Source organism: Actinoplanes sp. CA-252034 (assembly GCF_050956125.1).
Classification (GTDB): domain Bacteria; phylum Actinomycetota; class Actinomycetes; order Mycobacteriales; family Micromonosporaceae; genus Actinoplanes.
On sequence record NZ_CP191846.1, the window covers coordinates 1,981,121 to 1,998,750 of the forward strand.

At 73.3% G+C, this 17,630-nt stretch carries 14 protein-coding genes; 7 read left to right on the forward strand and 7 right to left on the reverse strand.

Going from position 1 to position 17,630, the window contains the following annotated elements; translation table 11 throughout:
- The first annotated feature begins 3 nt into the window (after window positions 1–3).
- Window positions 4–411: an NUDIX hydrolase gene (locus tag ACQPZW_RS09170; RefSeq protein WP_433794388.1), complete on the forward strand. Its 408-nt coding sequence runs from the start codon at window positions 4–6 to the stop codon at window positions 409–411.
- Between the two features lie 48 nt (window positions 412–459).
- Here ACQPZW_RS09170 and ACQPZW_RS09175 read toward each other — a convergent pair whose 3' ends face one another.
- The 3 genes from ACQPZW_RS09175 to ACQPZW_RS09185 form a co-directional block, all read right to left on the reverse strand.
- A complete protein-coding gene (locus ACQPZW_RS09175; protein WP_433794389.1) occupies window positions 460–5,652 on the reverse strand; it encodes an Ig-like domain-containing protein in 5,193 nt (1,730 codons plus the stop codon).
- A gap of 152 nt (window positions 5,653–5,804) precedes the next feature.
- Window positions 5,805–6,314 (reverse strand): NUDIX domain-containing protein, encoded by a 510-nt coding sequence (locus ACQPZW_RS09180; protein WP_433794390.1) that lies wholly within the window; start codon window positions 6,312–6,314, stop codon window positions 5,805–5,807.
- Complete coding sequence (locus tag ACQPZW_RS09185) at window positions 6,311–7,093, reverse strand: hypothetical protein (RefSeq protein ID WP_093610224.1); 783 nt, start codon at window positions 7,091–7,093, stop codon at window positions 6,311–6,313. Before ACQPZW_RS09185 ends, ACQPZW_RS09180 begins: the two co-directional genes overlap by 4 nt.
- Window positions 7,094–7,182: 89 nt before the next feature.
- On the opposite strand from ACQPZW_RS09185, the gene ACQPZW_RS09190 reads away from it, so the two are divergent.
- Window positions 7,183–7,992, forward strand: coding sequence for a DUF3097 domain-containing protein (locus ACQPZW_RS09190; protein ID WP_433794391.1), 810 nt, complete (start codon window positions 7,183–7,185; stop codon window positions 7,990–7,992).
- Window positions 7,993–8,108: 116 nt separating this feature from the next.
- Here the strand turns inward: ACQPZW_RS09190 and ACQPZW_RS09195 are convergent, their stop codons facing one another.
- Window positions 8,109–9,614 carry a PLP-dependent aminotransferase family protein gene (locus ACQPZW_RS09195; RefSeq protein WP_433797487.1) on the reverse strand — a complete coding sequence of 502 codons (1,506 nt, stop codon included), beginning with the start codon at window positions 9,612–9,614 and terminating at the stop codon, window positions 8,109–8,111.
- Window positions 9,615–9,679: 65 nt separating this feature from the next.
- Between ACQPZW_RS09195 and ACQPZW_RS09200 the strand changes: the two genes are divergently transcribed.
- Window positions 9,680–10,696 (forward strand): DMT family transporter, encoded by a 1,017-nt coding sequence (locus ACQPZW_RS09200; RefSeq protein WP_433794392.1) that lies wholly within the window; start codon window positions 9,680–9,682, stop codon window positions 10,694–10,696.
- Window positions 10,697–10,903: 207 nt separating this feature from the next.
- Here the strand turns inward: ACQPZW_RS09200 and ACQPZW_RS09205 are convergent, their stop codons facing one another.
- Window positions 10,904–12,208 carry a serine hydrolase domain-containing protein gene (locus ACQPZW_RS09205; RefSeq protein ID WP_433794393.1) on the reverse strand — a complete coding sequence of 435 codons (1,305 nt, stop codon included), beginning with the start codon at window positions 12,206–12,208 and terminating at the stop codon, window positions 10,904–10,906.
- Between the two features lie 74 nt (window positions 12,209–12,282).
- Here ACQPZW_RS09205 and ACQPZW_RS09210 point away from each other — a divergent pair, with 74 nt between their 5' ends.
- The 3 genes from ACQPZW_RS09210 (at window position 12,283) to ACQPZW_RS09220 (ending at window position 14,658) form a co-directional block, all read left to right on the forward strand.
- The gene (locus ACQPZW_RS09210; RefSeq protein WP_433794394.1) at window positions 12,283–12,732 is read left to right on the forward strand and encodes an NfeD family protein; all 450 of its coding nucleotides are present in this window, start codon (window positions 12,283–12,285) and stop codon (window positions 12,730–12,732) included.
- Between the two features lie 11 nt (window positions 12,733–12,743).
- Window positions 12,744–13,838, forward strand: coding sequence for an SPFH domain-containing protein (locus ACQPZW_RS09215; protein ID WP_433794395.1), 1,095 nt, complete (start codon window positions 12,744–12,746; stop codon window positions 13,836–13,838).
- A 421-nt stretch (window positions 13,839–14,259) separates the two neighbouring features.
- Complete coding sequence (locus tag ACQPZW_RS09220) at window positions 14,260–14,658, forward strand: hypothetical protein (RefSeq protein WP_433794396.1); 399 nt, start codon at window positions 14,260–14,262, stop codon at window positions 14,656–14,658.
- Here ACQPZW_RS09220 and ACQPZW_RS09225 read toward each other — a convergent pair.
- Window positions 14,641–15,441, reverse strand: coding sequence for a TrmH family RNA methyltransferase (locus ACQPZW_RS09225; protein ID WP_433794397.1), 801 nt, complete (start codon window positions 15,439–15,441; stop codon window positions 14,641–14,643). The genes ACQPZW_RS09220 and ACQPZW_RS09225 overlap by 18 nt on opposite strands.
- A 51-nt stretch (window positions 15,442–15,492) precedes the next feature.
- On the opposite strand from ACQPZW_RS09225, the gene ACQPZW_RS09230 reads away from it, so the two are divergent.
- Window positions 15,493–17,058 carry a flavohemoprotein gene (locus ACQPZW_RS09230; protein ID WP_433794398.1) on the forward strand — a complete coding sequence of 522 codons (1,566 nt, stop codon included), beginning with the start codon at window positions 15,493–15,495 and terminating at the stop codon, window positions 17,056–17,058.
- 116 nt (window positions 17,059–17,174) lie between these two features.
- On the opposite strand, the gene ACQPZW_RS09235 is transcribed toward ACQPZW_RS09230, so the two are convergent.
- Window positions 17,175–17,537 (reverse strand): signal peptidase I, encoded by a 363-nt coding sequence (locus tag ACQPZW_RS09235; RefSeq protein WP_433794399.1) that lies wholly within the window; start codon window positions 17,535–17,537, stop codon window positions 17,175–17,177.
- Between the last annotated feature and the right edge of the window lie 93 nt (window positions 17,538–17,630).

Consider the following 17,630-nt stretch of genomic DNA (forward strand, 5'->3'; position numbering starts at 1 on the left):
CGTATGACGGTCACGGACGTCGTCGTCGCGGCGGCCTGGGTGCATGTGCGCGAGCGGCGGGTGCTGACCGTGCGGGCGGACGACTCGGATGCGTTCTACCTGCCCGGCGGCAAACCGGAGCCGGGCGAGACCGACGCCGAGGCCGCGGCCCGCGAGGTGGCCGAGGAGGTCGGCCTCGTCGTCGACCCGGCCGCGCTGGAGCCGTTCGTCACCATCGACGCCCCGGCCCACAACCGACCACCGGGCACCCGCGTCCGGCTGGTCTGTTTCACCGGCCCGGCGGCCGGCACCCCGGCTGCGGCCGCCGAGATCGCCGAGTTGGGCTGGTTCACCTCCGCCGACCGCCCGCGCTGCGCCCCGGCCATCCGCCTGCTCCTCGACGAGCTCGTCAAGGCCGGGCTGATCGACTAGCCGGCCCGCGCCGGTGGGCCACCTGGCGGAGACTTCTCCTCCGCTCGCTCACCAGCGCCGGTGCCGTCCCCCGTCCGGTCGGGCCCACGCGTACAGCACGGCCCCGATGAGGCAGGCCAGGCAGCTGCCGATCATGACGGACGCCAGGTTCGTGCCGGTGCTCGGCAGGTCGGGCTCGGGCCGGCCGCCGGGGGGTGGTGTGACCGCCGGTGGTGAGGTCCGTGGTGGTGTCGTGCCGGGCGGCCCGGCGGTGGGCGACGTGGTCGGGCGGCGCGTGGGCGTCCGGCTGACCGGAACGGTGGGGGCCGGCGGTACGACCGTCGGCGTCACCGGCGGGGTGGTGGGCGGGTCGGGTGTGGGCGGTGCCGAGGTCACCGGGGTGGGCGACGGCCCGGCCGGCGCGGGCACGGTCACGGTGATGGTGCCGTAGGCGATGTTGCCGTCCGCGTCCACGATCTCGTAGCTGAACGAGTCGACACCGGTGAAGCCGGGCTCCGGCGTGTAGGTGATCGTGCCATCCGGGTTGACCTGTACCGTCCCGTGCTGCGGCCGGCCGATCTGTCCCACGGTCGCCGGGCGGCCCCACTCGTCGGTGCTGGGCAGCGGTATGCCCACCGGGAGGCCGGGCGGTGTGACCACCTCGCGGTCCGGGGCGGTCGGCGGCGTGCCGACGGTGACGGTCAGGCTCGCGCTGGTCCCGGCGCCATCCGCGGTGACGGCGGTGTAGGTCAGCACGGCGACCCCGGAGAACCCCTGCGGTGGGGTGTAGGTGACCGTCTCGTCGTCGGCCCGGGCGCTGCCGTGGTCCGGCTGCGTCACGGCGACGATCCGCAGGGTGCCGCTGGGGTCCAGGTCGTTGGCGAGCACCGGAACGGTGACCGGGCGGCCGTACGGGGTCGAGCGGGAGTCGGCGACCGCGTACGGAACCTGGTAGGTGACCGTCACCTCGACCGTTGCCTCCGCCGTCCCGCCCTGGTCGTCGCGTATCCCGTACCGGAAATGGTCCTGACCGCTCCATCCGGCCGGTGGCGTGTAGCGGACCCGGTCCCCGGCCCGCGTCGCGGTGCCGTGCTCGGGTGTGCCGACCGTGGTGAGGCCGAGGGTCTGTCCGGGGTTGTCGTCGGTGTCGTTGGCCAGCACGTCGATCACCACCGGATGGTCGGCGAGAGCGGCGGCGTCGTCGTCCCGGGCGATGGGGGGCGCGTTGGCGACCTGGACGGTGACCTGCGCGGTGGCGGTGTTGCCGATCGGATCACGGACCGTGTAGCGGAAGGTGTCGGTGCCGGCGAACCCGGGCCACGGCGCGTACCGGACGGTGCCGGCGGAGGGCAGAGTGGTGAATCCATGCGCCGGCGTCCCGGTCCCGACGATCTCCAGGGCCTGTAGTTCCGGGTCGGAGTCGTTGGTCAGCACCGCGACGTCCACCGGCGTCGACGGTCCGGTGGACGCCGTGTCGTCGACCGCCGCCGGGGCCGCGTCGATGGTGATCGCCACGGTGGCCGTGTCGGTGCCGCCCAGATCGTCGCGCAGCAGGTAGCCGAAGGTGTCCGCACCGGTGGCCCCGGGTGCGGGGGTGTACTCGAACGTGCCCGCCGCGGTCGGTACGGCGGTGCCCCGCGCGGCCGCGCCGACGGAGCTGACCGTCAGTGGCTGGCCGGTGTTGGCGTCCCGGTCGTTCTGGAGCACCGCGAGCGTGGTGGTGCCCTGCTGGGCGACGGTGTAGACGTCGTCGACCGCCACCGGCGCGGAGTTGCGCACCGTGATCGACACGAGGGTGGCGGAGCCGGCCGCGTGCGGGTCGGCGGCCGTGTAGCCGAAGCCGTCGACCCCGGTGAAGCCGGTGTCGGGGGTGTAGAGCAGCGATCCGGCCGGGCCGACGGCGACCGTGCCGTGTGCGGCGGTGGTCCAGCCGGAGACGGTCAGTTGCTCGCCGTTGGGGTCGCTGTCGTTGGCGAGCACGTCGATGCCGACCGTCGTGTCGGTGTCGGTGACCGCGGCGTCCGGCCGGGCCACCGGAAAGGCGTTGACCAGCTCGATCGTCACGGTGGCGCCCGACGTGCCGGAGCGCCCGTCGCCGACCGTGTAGTGGAACGAGTCGCCACCGGACCAGCCGGGCGCCGGGCGGTACTCGACGAGGCCGCCGCTGACGATCGCCGTCCCGTGCCCGGCCGGCGTGTCGATCGTGATGCCGAGCGGGTCGCCGTTCGGGTCGTCGTCGTTGGCCAGCACGTCGATCACCGACAGCTGCCCGGTCGGCAGGGTGACCGCGTCGGTACGGGCGGTCGGTGGCGCGTTGAGGACGGTGATCGTGATCGTGGCGGTGCCGGTACCGCCCCGGTTGTCGGCGATGGTGACGGTGAGGATGTCGGGGCCGGACCACCCGTCCGCCGGGCTGTAGGTGACGGTCCCGTTCGGGTTGTGCACGACCAGTCCGTGGGCCGCCGCCGTGATGCCGGCGACGTGCAGCGGATCGTTGTTGGCGTCGGTGGCGCCGGCGAGCGGGCTGAACGTCGCCGGTGTGCGGTAGGCGGTGCTCACGGTCGCGTCGGCGGCCACCGGGGCGGCGTTGGCCACCACGACGGTGATGTGCCCGGTCGCCGTGCCCGCGTGGTTGTCGGCGATCGTGTAGTCGAAGTCGACGGGCCCGACGAAGCCGGCCGCGGCCTGGTAGACGACGTCGTCGCCGGCCGGGGTGGCGGTGCCCGAGGACGGCGGGTCGACGCCGGTGAGGGTGATCGGGTCGAGGTTGCCGTCGGCGTCGTTGGCCAGCACCGGGATCGTCACGCTGCCCAGGTGCGCGACGGTGGCCAGGTCGTCGCCGGCGGTGGGGGCGGCGTTCGCCACGTCGACCAGGATCTGTGCGCTCGCGGTGTCCCGGCCGTCGCTGACGGTGTAGCCGATGACGGCCTGCCCGACGAAGGTGGGCGACGGCAGGTAGCCGACCGTACCGCTGCCGGCGATCCGGACTGTTCCCGCGCCGGTCTGCGGGCCGCTGACCGCGGCCACGGTGAGCGTGTCACCGTTCGCGTCGGTGTCGTTGCCGAGCACGGAGACGATCACCTCGATGCCGGACGGGGTGGCGTCGGCGTCGTCTCGGGCGACCGGCACGGCGTTGGCGGTCCGCACGGTCACCGTCGCCGTCGCGGTGCCGCCGTCCGCGTCACCCAGCACGTACGTGAACGTGTCGTCGCCGGCCCATCCGGCCGTCGGCGTGTAGGTGATCGTCCCGTCCGCCTCGGCCATCGCGGCGCCGTGCCCGGGTGAGGTGCCGATCGAGGCGGTCAGCGCGCTCGCCGGCCCGTCCGGGTCGTCGTCGTTGCCGAGCACCGGGATGTTCACCGCCGTCATGTTCGTGGTCGTCGCCGCGTCGTCGACGGCGACCGGCGCCCGGTTGACCAGAAAGGCGGCCGTGGCGGTGTCGTTCAGGGCGTCGGTGTCGCCTCCGGTGCCGGTCGGCGTCAGGGTCGCCGCCGGGGCGGCGGACGCGGACGCGCCGACCGTCGCCGGGATGACCACGGTGCCCGTCGTACCGGGCGCCAGCGGCCCGACGGCGCAGGTGACCACCTGGGCGAAGGCGCCGCAGCCGGCGGGCAGGACCCCGGCGGTCACCCACGGCGGCAGGGTCAGCTCGGCCGTCGCGGCGTTCTCCAGCACGGTCCCGTTGTTGGCCACCGTGCCGGTGTAGACGATCGGGCCGGGCAGGGCCGGTCGCTGGAGGACGGCGGGGGCGACCGTCAGGCCGGCGACCAGATCGGTACCGCCCGCGCTGACCGCGGTGGCCGCCGCGGCGGCGGGCCCGGAGACACGGACGCCGGCGGTGTGGCCGGTGTAGCTGAGATCGACCAGGCCGGTGATCGAGTAGCCGGGTGGCACACCGGAGCTCACCCGGACCCGCAGGAGCGCGTACACCACGCTGTTGCTCGGGACGTCATCGAGGACGAGCTCGGCGCGGCCGCCGGCGAACGTGCCGGCGTCGTCGCCCGCCGTGTCGGTCACCGGGTCGCCCCGGACGCGCATCGAGCCCGGCACGTACGTGGTCCAGGTCGGCACCACCGCGGAGATCACCGCGTCGTCGGCGATGTCGTTGCCGTCGTTACGGACCATGATCAGGTACTCGATGACGTCACCGGGCAGCAGGTCGCCGCCGTCGATGTCGGTGCCGGTCATGGTGGTGGTCATGCGCGGGGCGTACAGGTCGATGGCGAACGTGACCACGCCCGGGAAGTAGGTGTCGCTGGTGGTGCTCAGGGTCAACGTGGCCGAGGTGGCCGCATGACCGAGCCGGCCGGTCGCGTCGGACTGGTCGATGTCCACGCCGAACAGGTTGGACCATCCCGGATCGCGCCCGCCCACCTCGGTTCCACCGCTGCTGACCGTGCTGTTGAAGAAGTTGTCCGCCGGGTTGGCGCCATCGCTCACCGCGGTGCCGTCGATCTCCAGACTGTCCCCGGTCTTGCCCCGGTCGCCCTCGTAGACGACCGTGCCGATCTCAGCGCGCACGGTCCCGCTGTGCGGGGTCTCGAAGCCGCCCACGGTGATGTTGACGTCGCCGGAGGTGCTGCTCACCGAGCCGTAACCGTCGTAGATGCGCAGCGCGCGCAGGGCCTGGACCGGGTTGCGGTACGCGACGGCCAGCGTCCACCCGGCGTACCGGTCCTGCCCCAAGCCGGCCTGGATGTTCGCCACCCCGTACACGCCGTTGCCGGCTCCCGCCACCAGCGCGGTCACATCGGCGAAGCTCTGGTAGGCGCCCCCGCCACCGCCGAACATGGTGGACGCGATCACCGGCTGCCATCCGGCCACGGGGGTACGGAAGAGCACGCGATTGCGGTTCCCCGGCGTCGGGGCACTCGCGCCGGAGGCGCCGGCCGTGGTGTCCGCCGCCCAGTACAGCGCGGCGAACAGCACCGAGCTGCCCGGCGGGACGGCCACCGTGGCCGTGCTGTCGTTGACGGTGGTCACGCCCAGATCCCCGTCGGCGTCCGCGTTGATCATCACGTGGCCGTTGTTGTCGAGCGACTCACCCGAGGGCCGCAGGCCCCGACGTGCGTTGAGACAGCCGCCGACCGGGGTGCAGACCAGGTTGGCGTTGCCGCGCAGCAGGATCGAGCCGTTGGTGTTGGCGGCGTAGCGCAGCGTGAACGGGTTCGTCACCGCGGCGGTGACGGGCCGGGCGACGAGAGCCGTCGCGGTCAGCAGAGTGGCATAGATCAGCACAACCGCGATTCCGGTCCGGTGCATCGCTCGTCCTCGCGGCCTGCGTCGGGCCCCGGTGACCCGGCGTGGTTAGTACGCTAACCGCCGCCAAGGTGGTAATGCTGACTAATTGCCTGCATATCGGATAAGAGCGGCACCAACGTGGTCGGCATCGCCCCGGCGGGCCATGTCCGGAGTCAGGAGCGGCGCTCGGTGAACCAGCGGGTCGCGATCGCCGTGTGGATGCTGAACCCCAGCTCGGTCGGCCCGTAGAGCACCTCGCGGCTCAACGTCTCGTCCTCCTCCGGCGGCGGAGGCAGATGGCCCGTGCTCGGCAGCGGCGGCAGCAGCCCGAACACCAGGATCGTCCCGTCCGGGGCACTGATCGTGTCGTAGAGGCGCACGCCCGAGGGGTCCGCTTCCACACCGGTCTCCTCGAACAGCTCGCGGGCCGTCGCCGCCTGCCACGTCTCGCCGACGTCGATGAAACCGCCCGGCAGGGCGAGGCGGCCCCGGGCCGGTGCGATGCCGCGGCGCACCGCCAGCAGGCCGAGACCGACCGGCTGGATCGCCACGGCGACCGGGCTCGGATTGAGATAGCTGGTCTCACCGCACGCGCCGCACCGCCGCGGCCAGGCCTGACCCGACGGGAACCGGGCCCCACAGAACGTGCAGTGCGCATACCGGTCCGGCACCGCCGCCGTCACGGGTGCAGAGGGGAGTTGCAGGCCGCGACCAGCGCCTGACGGCACGCCGCGGTCAGCGGGCGCAGCGCCTCGTCACGCTGCTGGGCCTCGTAGCCGTTGACCGCCCCGCCCGGCGCGTTCGTCCCGGCGAGGGCCAGCACCTGGTCGAGGACGCTGGCGCGGGCGAACAGGCGACGCGACCGCGGGTCGAACCCGGGCGGCAGGGTCTCGGTGCTCTCCGGACGGCGCAGCGCCTGCAACGCCCCGGCCAGCTCCGGTTTCCACTGGGCCACGTCCAGTTTGGTGAGCCGGGCGGTGGCCTCGCCCAGCGCCGCGGTCAGCTGCGCCTCGGCCTCGGCCGCGCCCATCTGGAACACCGGCCGGTGCTCGGGCGCCGGCATCACCCGCCACAGCACCGTCTCGAACTCCACACCGGAACCGGACGTGTGCCGCCGCACCTCGGGCACCACCCCGAACGACGGCGTCATCACGGCCTCACCGGCCAGCAGCGCCGCGCCGGTCAGCTCACCCGGGCCGGGCAGGCCCCGCGGGTCGCCGGGCGCCGGCAGCACCAGCCGGATCTCGTCGGGCCGCAGTTTCGCGAAGATCGGCAGGCCCTGGCCGAGCGGGACGTCGGTCCAGGTGCCGGGGGCGTCGGCGACGAGGTGCTCCTCGTCCGCCGCGATCTCGTCGGCCAGCTCGTCGAACGGGACGAGGCCGGCGCGCCAGGCGCGCACCCAGGCGACGAACCTGGTGGACCGGCGTGCGGTACGGGTGGCCGCATCGGCTGCGGGTGACATGCGAGCAAGGGTACGTGGAGGTCGTGACAGTTGTCTCGGCTCGGAGCGTCACCGAGGGTGTGTCCGTGATCGCGCATACAGTGCGGGGCATGTATGGGGAGGATGTGATGGCGGGCAACTGGCGCCGCCGCAAGGTGATCCCGGAGGTGGAGGCCGAACCGGATCTGGTCGTCGAGGACGCCGACTCCGGGTTCTGCGGGGCCGTCGTCGGGTTCGAGCTCGGCGCCGTGGTGCTGGAGGACCGGTTCGGGAAGCGGCGGAACTTCCCGCTCACCCCCGCCGCGTTCCTGCTCGACGGCAAGACGGTCACGCTGGTCCGGCCGGCTCCCCGGCAGCAGCCGCAGCAGCGCCGGGTGACCGCGTCCGGATCGATCGCGGTCGCCGGTGTGAAGGCGCAGGTGGCCAAGGCCAGCCGGATCTGGGTCGAGGGCATCCACGACGCCGCGCTGGTCGAGCGGATCTGGGGCGACGACCTGCGCATCGAGGGCATCGTCGTCGAACCGCTCGACGGCATCGACGACCTGCGTTCCGCGGTCGCCGAGTTCCGCCCGAGCGGCCACCGCAGGCTGGGCGTCCTCGTCGACCATCTCGTCGCCGGGTCCAAGGAGAGCCGGATCGTCGCCGCCGTCACCGACCCGAACGTCCTGGTCACCGGCCATCCCTACGTGGACGTCTGGCAGGCGGTGAAGCCGGAACGGGTCGGCCTGCGCGCCTGGCCGGTCATCCCGCCGGGCCGTCCGTGGAAGGAGGGCGTCTGCGAAGCTGTCGGCGTCCGCGAGCCGGCCGACATGTGGCGGCGCATCCTTTCCTCGGTCAGCTCCTACAAGGACGTCGAGACACCACTGATCAACTCGATGGAGCGGCTGATCGACTTCGTCACGGTCCCTTCCGAGGACTGAGAGCGGCGGTCTCCGCGGCCTGCCGAGGGGCGGCGGTCTCCGCGGCCTGCCGAGGGGCGGCGGTCTCTGTGGCCTGCCGAGGGGCGGCGGTCACCGTGGTAGGGCTGAGGATGCGGTCACCGTGGTGGGCTGAGGGCGCGGCCTATCCGGGCGGCGGCTTCGGCCAGGCGGTCCGGCGGGTGTGCGGCGTAGCCGATCACCAGGCCCGGCGGGCCGGGACGGCGACGATGCCAGGACAGGGGATGCACCTGTACGCCGGTCGCCGCGACCCGGTCGGCGAGGACGGTGTCGTCGGCCGTGCCCGGGAGCAGCACCAGCACGTGCAGCCCGGCCGCGACGCCGGCGACGCGGGCCTCCGGCAGATGCGCCCGCAATCCGGCGAGCAGGGCGTCCCGGCGGGTCCGCTGGCGGGCACGGACGGCGCGCAGATGCCGGTCGTGGTCCCCGGAGGACAGCAGCTGCGCCAGGACCAGCTGCGGCAGAGCCGGATTGCCCAGATCGGACGCGTGCTTGACGGCCAGCAGCTCGGCCTGCATGCCGCGCGGCGCGATCAGCCAGCCGGTGCGCATCGCCGGGGCCAGCGACTTCGACACGCTGCCGAGGTAGGCGACGCGGTCCGGTGCCGATCCCTGCAGGGCGGCGACCGGTGCCCGGTCGTACCGATGCTCGGCGTCGTAGTCGTCCTCGATCACCAACCCGCCGCCCGTCGGGCCCTCGGTGCTCTCCGTCATCTCGTCGTCCGCCGGGCCCTCGGTCGCCGCCGTCGTCCCGCCGCCCGCCGTGGGTCTGCCGGTGGCCCAGGCCAGGAGCCGGCGGCGGCGTTCCGGGGACAGCACCACACCCGTCGGGAACTGGTGCGCCGGCGTCAGCAGGACCGCCTCCACCCCGGCGCCGGCCAGCTCGCCCACCCGCATGCCGTGCTCGTCGACGGGCACGCCGACCTGCCGCATCCCCCAGAACGCCAACTGGTCGGCGGCACCCCGCGACCCCGGGTCCTCGACCGCGAGCGCGTCCACGCCGCGGGCCCGCAACACCTGCGCGAGCAGGGCGAGCCCCTGGGCGACACCCGCGGTGACGACGATGTCGTCCGCTTCACACCGCACTCCCCGGGTACGGGCCAGCCACCCCACCAGCGCCGCCCGCAGTCGTGGGGTGCCGCCGGGGTCGCCGTACCGCAGGTCGGCCGCGGTGACCCGGTCGAGCACCGCCCGTTCCGCCCGCAGCCACGCCGCCCTCGGGAACGCCGACAGGTCCGGCACCCCCGGGGACAGGTCGATGTCGATGCCGTCCGCCGTGGAGATCGGCAGCCGAAGCTCGTCGAGGGCCCGCCGCCGGTCGCCCGCCGGCCGTGGCGCCCGCGCCGCCCCGCGCCCGGTGATCACCGTCCCCGAACCGGTCCGGGCCGCGGCCAGCCCTTCGTCGACCAGCCGCTGGTAGGCCTGCACCACGACGCCCCGGGACACGCCGAGCTCGCCGGCGAGCAACCGGGTGGCGGGCAGCCTCGACCCGGGGGACAGCCGCCCGGCCGTGACCGCCGCCCGCAGCCCCTCGGTCAGCCAGGCGGTCAGTCCCTTGGCCGGCGCCTCCTCGGCACGCAGCTGCAGGAAGTCCGATCCAGAAATTGGTCCACCTCACTGCCGTCGAATTGGCCCTCGAACCGGACCATACGCTGTCCGACGATCGGTGCATGAAAGCTCTCCCGATCCTCGCCGGCTCGGCCGGCATGGTCTTCGTGGGCGGCAGCGTCGCCGTCTCGGGCCACCTCGCCGACGCCCCGATGCACACCGTCCAGGCCCTCCGCTACGCCGTCGCCTGCCTCCTGCTCCTGCTCTGGGCCCACCTGACCCGCGGCGCCACCACCCCGCGCGTCGCGGACCCACCGCCGCCCGGCGCACACGCCGGTCGCCCGCCGGGTTTCGGCCCGCGGGCCGGTCGGACACCGCTGCTCATGCCTCGCGGCGGGGAGTGGCTGTGGCTGCTCGGCGTCACCGTCACCGGTCTGGTGATCTTCAACGTGGCGCTGGTCCAGGGCTCCCGGCACGCCGAACCCGCCGTCATCGGTGTGGCCGTCGCGTGTGTCCCGATCCTCCTGGCCGTCGCCGGCCCGCTGCTCGAAGGCCGCCGTCCCGCGGCCCGGGTGCTGACCGCCGCCTCGGTCGTGACCGTCGGCGCGATGCTGGTGCAGGGCCTCGGGCGTACCGATGCGGCCGGCCTGCTCTGGGCGGCCGTCACCTTCGCCTGCGAGGCCGCCTTCACCCTGCTCGCCGTGCCCGTGCTCGGCCGCCACGGCCCGCTCGGCGTCTCCGTGCACGCCACCTGGATGGGCGCTGCGATGTTCGCCGTGATCGGGGTGCTCACCGAGGGCCCGTCCGCGGTCACCCGGATCCGCCCCGACGACCTGCTGGCCGGCGCCTACCTCGCGGTGCTGGTGACGGCCGTCGCGTTCCTGCTCTGGTACACGTGCGTGGCCCGCATCGGCGCCGGTCGCGCCGGCCTGCTGACCGGGATAGCCCCGATCGCTGCGGCCGCGACCGGCGTGGCCCTGGGCGGCCCGTTCCCGGCCCCGGCGGTGTGGTTCGGCATCGCGACGGTCGCCGTCGGCCTGGCCCTGGGCCTCTCCACTCCCACGCCGGCGGCCCACCCGCCGTCGCCTACCCGCCGGCCGTCGCCGACCCCGGCAATCCCGGCCGACGCACGTCCCTGACCGACGGCTGCCCCTGCCGGCCGTCGCCGAGGGCGGGTTCGGTGGGCGGGATACCGGGCTGGGGGCGGCTCTCGTCCGGGCGGTGACCGTCGCATCCGCCCGGCGGGCGCGGTGCGGTCCGGAGTGGGCAGCCACCTCGCGCGGACCCTACGGGGCGGCACAGGTGCGGTCGGGCGGCGGGTGGCCGTACCCTATGCCGGTTTTGAATCAGGCCAGGTGCATGGGGTCGCGGCTGAAGGCGAAGGTGGCGATGTCCAGGCGGTCGACCGTGCCCTCCGGAGTGCGGAGGATGCGCAGGACCTCGCCCTCGTTGGGCCCGGAGAGGCCGCGCCAGCGGTCCGGGGCCTCCCGCGCGTAGCGCGTCGGAGCGAACGGCCCGGACATCAGCAGGGTGTCGCCGTCGGGGGTGATCGAGTGCTCGCGTCCCATCCACCACCAGCGGCCGCATATCTCGGCCGCCTCGCCGTGCGGTGGGGCCGGCGGGCGCCAGACCGGCACCGGGACGGGCTCGCTGTCCACCGCCGTGGTCAGCGCGTCGAGGCAGACCTGCTGGAGGCTCGTGCCGTCCAGGCTGTACGTGTTGGCGAACACCACCACCCCGAGCCGGCTGCCGCGGTGCACCGCCACGTGCGCCAGGTATCCGGGCATCGAGCCGCCGTGGCCGACGTAGACGCGCTCGCCGACCCGGAACAGTTGCGGGCCGAGGCCGTGGCCGGCGGTCCACGACTCCAGGTCGCTGATCACCACCGGCGCGCACATCTCGTCGACGCTCTCCCGGGCCAGGACCGCGGGCGCCGGATCGGCCAGGAACCCGGCCCACTTCGCCATGTCGGTGACCGTCGACCAGAGCTGCCCGGCCGGGGCCATGGCGCCGGTGTCCGGGCGCGGCTCCTCGTGCAGGGCGCCGCTGAGAGCGTGCACGACGTACCCGCGGGCGTACGGCTCGACGGGGTGGCAGCCGGTGCGTTTCATGCCGAGCGGCTCGAGGACGCGTTTGCCGGCGAGCTCGCTCCACGCCGCGCCGGTGACCCGTTCCAGGACGGCGCCGAGCAGGCCGTAGGCCAGGTTGGAGTAGCGATAGCGGCGGTACGGGGCGCCCGCCAGCTTCTCGTAGGTCAACTCGGCCAGCAGCGCGTCCACGTCACCGCCCGGGCGGCGCTCCCACCACGGGCCGTCCGGTTCGCGCTGGAGGCCGGAGACGTGGCCGAGCAGTTGCCGCAGGGTGACGCCGCCGATCGGGGTGCCGGGCAGGTGCCGGTAGAGCAGGTCGTCGAGGGCGAAGAACCCCTCGTCCCGTAGCTGCATGACCAGCGTCGCGGTGATCGTCTTGGTGATCGAGCCGAGCCGGTACTGGGTCTTCGGGTCCGGGCGCGGCTGCTCGCCGGCGCCCGCGAAGTGCAGCACCGCGCGGTCGCGGACGACGGCGAGCGCGAGCGACGGCGCCCGTCCGCCGGACTGTGCCCGGGCGGCCATCTCATCGATCCGGCGGGACGTCTCCGGAAGCAATGTCACGGTGTGTCCTCTCCTGGTGACGAACTCATGGGTCCAACTGTTCGGAGCGTGCACGGACGTGCCACGATCGGGGAGTGGAAGCCGTGCTATGGGTCGTCCTCGCCATAGGCCTGGCCATCGCCGAGGCCTTCACCACAACGTTCCTGGTCATCTTCTTCGCCGCCGGCGCCCTGGCCGCGGCCGGCGCCGCCGCTCTCGGCGCGGGCCTGCTGGTGCAGCTGATCGTCTTCGCGGCCGTCTCCGGTGTCTCGGTGGCGGCGCTGCGGCCGATCATCGTGCGGCATGCCCGCCCGGCGGTGGAGACGGGGGAGCGGCCGTTCGGCATCGAGGCGATCGCGGGCTCACTGGGCACCGTGATCGATGAGGTCACCGGCGACCGCGGCATGGTCAAGATCGACGGCGAGCTGTGGCAGGCCCGGTCCGCCGACGACCGGGAGATCTTCGCTCCCGGCGAGCGGGTCCGGGTCGTGGAGTTGCGTGGCGCGACGATCCTGGTGTGGCGCGACGACCTGCCCAATCTTTAGGGAGCGACGTCATGGAAGTGGTTCTGGCAGTTCTCGGCATCGTGATCGTCATGTTCGCGGTGATCACCCTCGCCAAATCGGTTCGGATCGTCCCGCAGCAGCGGATGGACGTCGTCGAGCGGCTCGGTAAGTACAAGCGGACCCTGTCGCCCGGTCTCAACCTGCTGGTGCCGTTCGTCGATGCGGTCCGGACCAAGGTCGACATGCGTGAGCAGGTCGTCTCGTTCCCGCCGCAGCCGGTGATCACGTCGGACAACCTGGTCGTCTCGATCGACACGGTGCTCTACTTCAAGGTCGTCGACCCGGTGCGGGCCACCTACGAGATCTCGCACTTCCTGCAGGCGATCGAGCAGCTCACCGTGACCACGCTGCGCAACGTGATCGGTTCCCTCGACCTGGAGCGTGCGCTGACCAGCCGTGACCAGATCAACAAGCATCTGTCGAGCGTGCTCGACGAGACCACCGGCCGCTGGGGCATCAAGGTCACCCGGGTGGAGATCAAGGCGATCGAGCCGCCGCCGAGCATCCGCGACTCGATGGAGAAGCAGATGCGCGCCGAGCGGGAGCGCCGGGCCACGATCCTGAACGCCGAGGGTCACAAGCAGGCGCAGATCCTGACCGCCGAGGGTGAGAAGCAGGCGGCCGTGTTGCGTGCCGACGGTGACCGGCAGGCCCGGATCCTGCAGGCCGAGGGCCAGGCCAAGGCGATCCGTACCGTCTTCGACGCCATCCATCAGGCCAACCCGTCCCAGAAGGTGCTCGCCTATCAGTACCTTCAATCGCTGCCGCAGATCGCCAACGGCACCGCCAACAAGGTGTGGATCCTGCCGACCGAGTTGACCAAGGCCCTCGAGGGTCTCGGCGGCGCGCTCGGTGGCCTGGCGAACATGGTCGGCGACGAGCCGCGGCACGGCGGCCTCGACCCGGTGGCCGTCGAACGCGAGGCGACGGAGGCGGCCGAAGCAGCGGCCGCCGAGGCGCAACGACTCGACGCCGAGGTGCGGCAGGCCCAGGCCGAGGCGCTGCCGGCGCCGGACCCGATCCCGCCGAACGCGGCGCTGGGCGGGGCCGACTACGACGGGGTGGCGCACGTCGAGAAGCGCTGAACGCCGCGCACGGCGGAGTGACGCGTATCGAAAAGCGCCGAATATGTGAGATCGGCCGCAATTCAGGCGTGTCGTTTGGCATGCTCGCAGCAGGAATCCCGACCGGTGCCCCGGCCGCTCGGCTTGTTGCCCCTGCTACTGAGGCGGAGCCATGAGCATCAGCCATCGTCAGACGGCGAGTGGGCGGCCCTTACGGGTCGCCCCGGCCTGGGTCGGCGCACCGACCCCGGCCGAGCCGGACGGCCACCTGCTCCCGGTCCGGGACGCGATCTGGATCTGGTCGGTCCGGAGGTACGCCCGGCTGGCCCTGTGGGCGCTGCCGGCCGCCGCGGTCCTCTACGGCTGGCTGACGCTCGGCGTCGAGAGCCCACCCGGCCCGCTCGCGGTCGGCCTGCTCGCCGGCTGGCTCACCGTGATCGCCGTGATCGCGCTGGCCGGCCTGCTCGCCGGCTCCCGCACCCGGGGGTGCGCCCTGGCCGGCCTGCTCGTCACGCTGGCCGGGGGGACGATGCTGGTCCCGCTGGCCGCCCTGCCCGAGAACGCCGTCGTGAAGAGCGCCCCGCTGGCCGAGGGGCACGTCGCCGACCTGCGCACCACCGCGGTCGTGATCGCGGCGGCCGGGCTGCTGCTGCTGGGCTGGGCGGTCTTCCGGTCGAAGCTGGTCAACCCGGCCGACGGGGTGCTGCTGATGCTGGCCGCCCTCGCGATGGGCGCCGGCACCACGATGGCCCAGCCGGTCCCGACGGTCGGCGCGCTCCTGCTGCTCGCCGCCGGGATGGGCCTGGCCTGGACCGGTGGCCGTCTAGTCCCGCGCTCCTAGCTCGTAGAACGCCACGGCGGCGGCCGTCGCCACGTTGAGCGAGTCGACGCCGTTGAACATCGGGATGACCACCCGTACGTCGGAGGCACCCAGCGCCGCGGCGGTCAGCCCCGGCCCCTCGGCCCCGAGCAGGAGCGCCGGCCGTGCCCGCTGCTCCGGGGTGAGCCCGCGCAGGGGTACCGCGTCCGGGGCGGGGGTCATCGCCAGCAACGTGAACCCGGCCGCCCGGATCGCCTCCAGTGTCACCGGCCAGTCGTCGGACTTCGCGTAGGGTATGGCGAACACCTCACCCATGCTGACCCGTACGGCCCGTCGGTAGAGGGGGTCCGCGCAGTTCGGCGACAGCACCACCGCGTCGATGCCGAGGGCGGCCGCGCTCCGGAACAGCGCGCCCAGGTTGGTGTGCGTGTTCAGCCCCTCCAGCACCGCGATGCTGCGCGCCTTCGCCAGCAGATCGGGCATGTCCGGCAGGGGACGGCGATGGAACGACGCCAGGATCCCCCGGTGCACGTGGAACCCGGTGATCGACTCCAGGACGTGCGGGGGAGCGGTGTAGAGCGGCGCGTCCGCCGGCAGGCCGGTCAGCTGGTCCGCCCGTTTCTGATCGACGAACGCCGACCGCATCCGGTACCCGGCACGCAGCGCGCGCCCGATCACCAGCTCTCCCTCGGCGATGAACAGCCCGTTCGGCGGCTCCCACCGGGTTCGCAGCTCGACGTCGGTGAGGGCGCGGTAGTCGCCGATCCGCGGATCGTCCGGGTCGGTGATGGTCAGTGCTGGCACACCGGCATTATTCGCGGCGTATGTGCCGGGGCATGCGGGTAGGGTTCTTCTGTGTCGTCTGGTTCGGGTCCGGGGTCAGACCCGCATCTGCTGTCCCTGCTGCGGGCCATCCGGCTGCGCCAGAACGCTCCGGATGCCGCCGCCGCGGGTGCGGCCGACACCGCCGCCGCGCTCTCCGAGATCGCCGCACGGAAGAAGACCGACGAGGAGGCGACGGAGCTGGAGAAGCCCCGCCCCGACGCCGGCCTGCTCTGGGGTGCCGACCCCGGCGCCGCGCTGCGCCGCGCGAGCATGAAAGCCGTCCCGCCGGTCGGTGGCGTCAACCCGTCCGGCCCGGCGACCCCCGTGCCCCACATTCCGCCGCTCGCGGGGGTGCGGCCGATCGGCGCGCCCGGCACCGAGTTCCCGCCCGCCCAGGGCTATCCGTCGATCCCTCGCGGTTTCCCCGGCAAGACCCTGCCGGGTTCCGGGCCGCACCGCGACGGCATGGACCCGGCCGACGACGCCGCCCTCCGCGACACGCAGCGCCTGCTCAGCACCAGCCTCACCTTCGCCGGCGGCCCCGAGGAGGTGGCCGGCCGGCTGTGGGCCGCGCTGCGGCAGGCCCGGCCGGCCCTGCTCGACTCGATGCCCGGCGCGCCCGAGGGCCAGCGCGTTCAACTGGCCCGGGCCATCACCTGGCTGGTCCACACCATGGACGATCCGCCGACCCTGGTGTCCGGCTGCTCCGCGCTCGGCGCGGCGCTCGCCGAGTGCGGCATCCAGTGGAACCAGCTGCACCTGGTCGGCGCGGCCCTGGCCGAGTCGATGCGCACCGGGATGGCTCCCGGCGCCTGGCGGCAGGACTTCGACCAGGCGTGGCGCTGGACGTGGCAGCACACCTACGAGTGGATCGTGCACGGGGGGACGCTCACGGCGTACCAGCCGACGATCTGGGACACCGAGGTCGTCGAGCACGACCTGCGCCGCGACGACCTGGCGGTGGTCCGGCTGCGCTCGTTCCTGCCGATGCCGTACAAACCCGGGCAGTACGCGCGCTTCGAGGTCCCCGGCGTCCCCGGCATCTGGCGGCCGTATTCGCTGGCCGGCGCCCCGCACCGGGACGACGTCATCGAGCTGCACGTCCGCGCCAAGACCGAGTCCGGCGTCAGCGGCACCCTGGTGCACCACACCCGCCCCGGCGACCGCGTCCGCGTCACCCGGGCCGAAGGCGAGATGGCGCTGCCCACCGAGCCCGGCCGCGGCATCCTCATGATCGCCGGAGACACCGGGGTGGCGCCCATGAAGGCGATGCTCGCCGAGCTCGCCGCCACCGCCGACACCCGCCAGGCGGTCCTCTTCTGGGGCGTCCGCGACCTGACCGAGCTCTACGACATCGAGGCCCTCACCGCCCTGGCCGCCGAGATACCCAGGGCCACGATCATCCCGGTCGTCGCCGAGGGCGATCCCGGTCCATACCCGTCCGGCCTGGTCACCGACGCGGTGGCCGCCTACGGTGAGTGGTCGCGCCACGAGATCTACCTGGCCGGCCCACCCCTCATGATCGCGAGCACGAGCGCGGTCCTCCAGGAGCTGGGCGTCCCGCTCGCCCGCATCCACCACGACCCACCCGAATAGCGCGGCCGGTCCTCCGCTCCCGGCTCGCGGCGCGCCGCCGGGTTCATCCTCAAGACCCCTCGGTGGTACGCCGTCGACCGCCTCAACCCGACGGAGCCCCTGAGTGCGAAGGGTATCTAGCGGACGGCGTAGCCGGGGACGGACGGCCAGCGCACCGTCAGGACGACCGATTCCTCGGCGGCATACCAGGAGTGGTCGACGCCGCGGGGCCACACCACGTAGTCGCCCTGCTTGTCGAGGACGACGGTTCGCTCCGGGAACTCCATGTGGAAGCAGCCGCTGATCAGGACCAGCAGGGCGGTGCGCTCCTCGCCGCGGACCCATGCCGCGCGCCGGTCGCCCTTCGGGTGCCGCCCCCACTTGATCTCGACGTCGGTGCTGTGCCGCGGGTCGCCCTCCGGTTTGAAATATCCCAGGAGCCAGCCGTTGTCGGCCAGCGCGTCCGGGTCGGCGTTGCCCACATAGATCTCGTCACCCACGTCCGGGAAGGTTACCGTCCTCCCGTGCCGGCCCCTATGGTCACCCGCCGATATAGTCACTAAAGGTGACTGTCAGAGGTTGTTATCATCTCG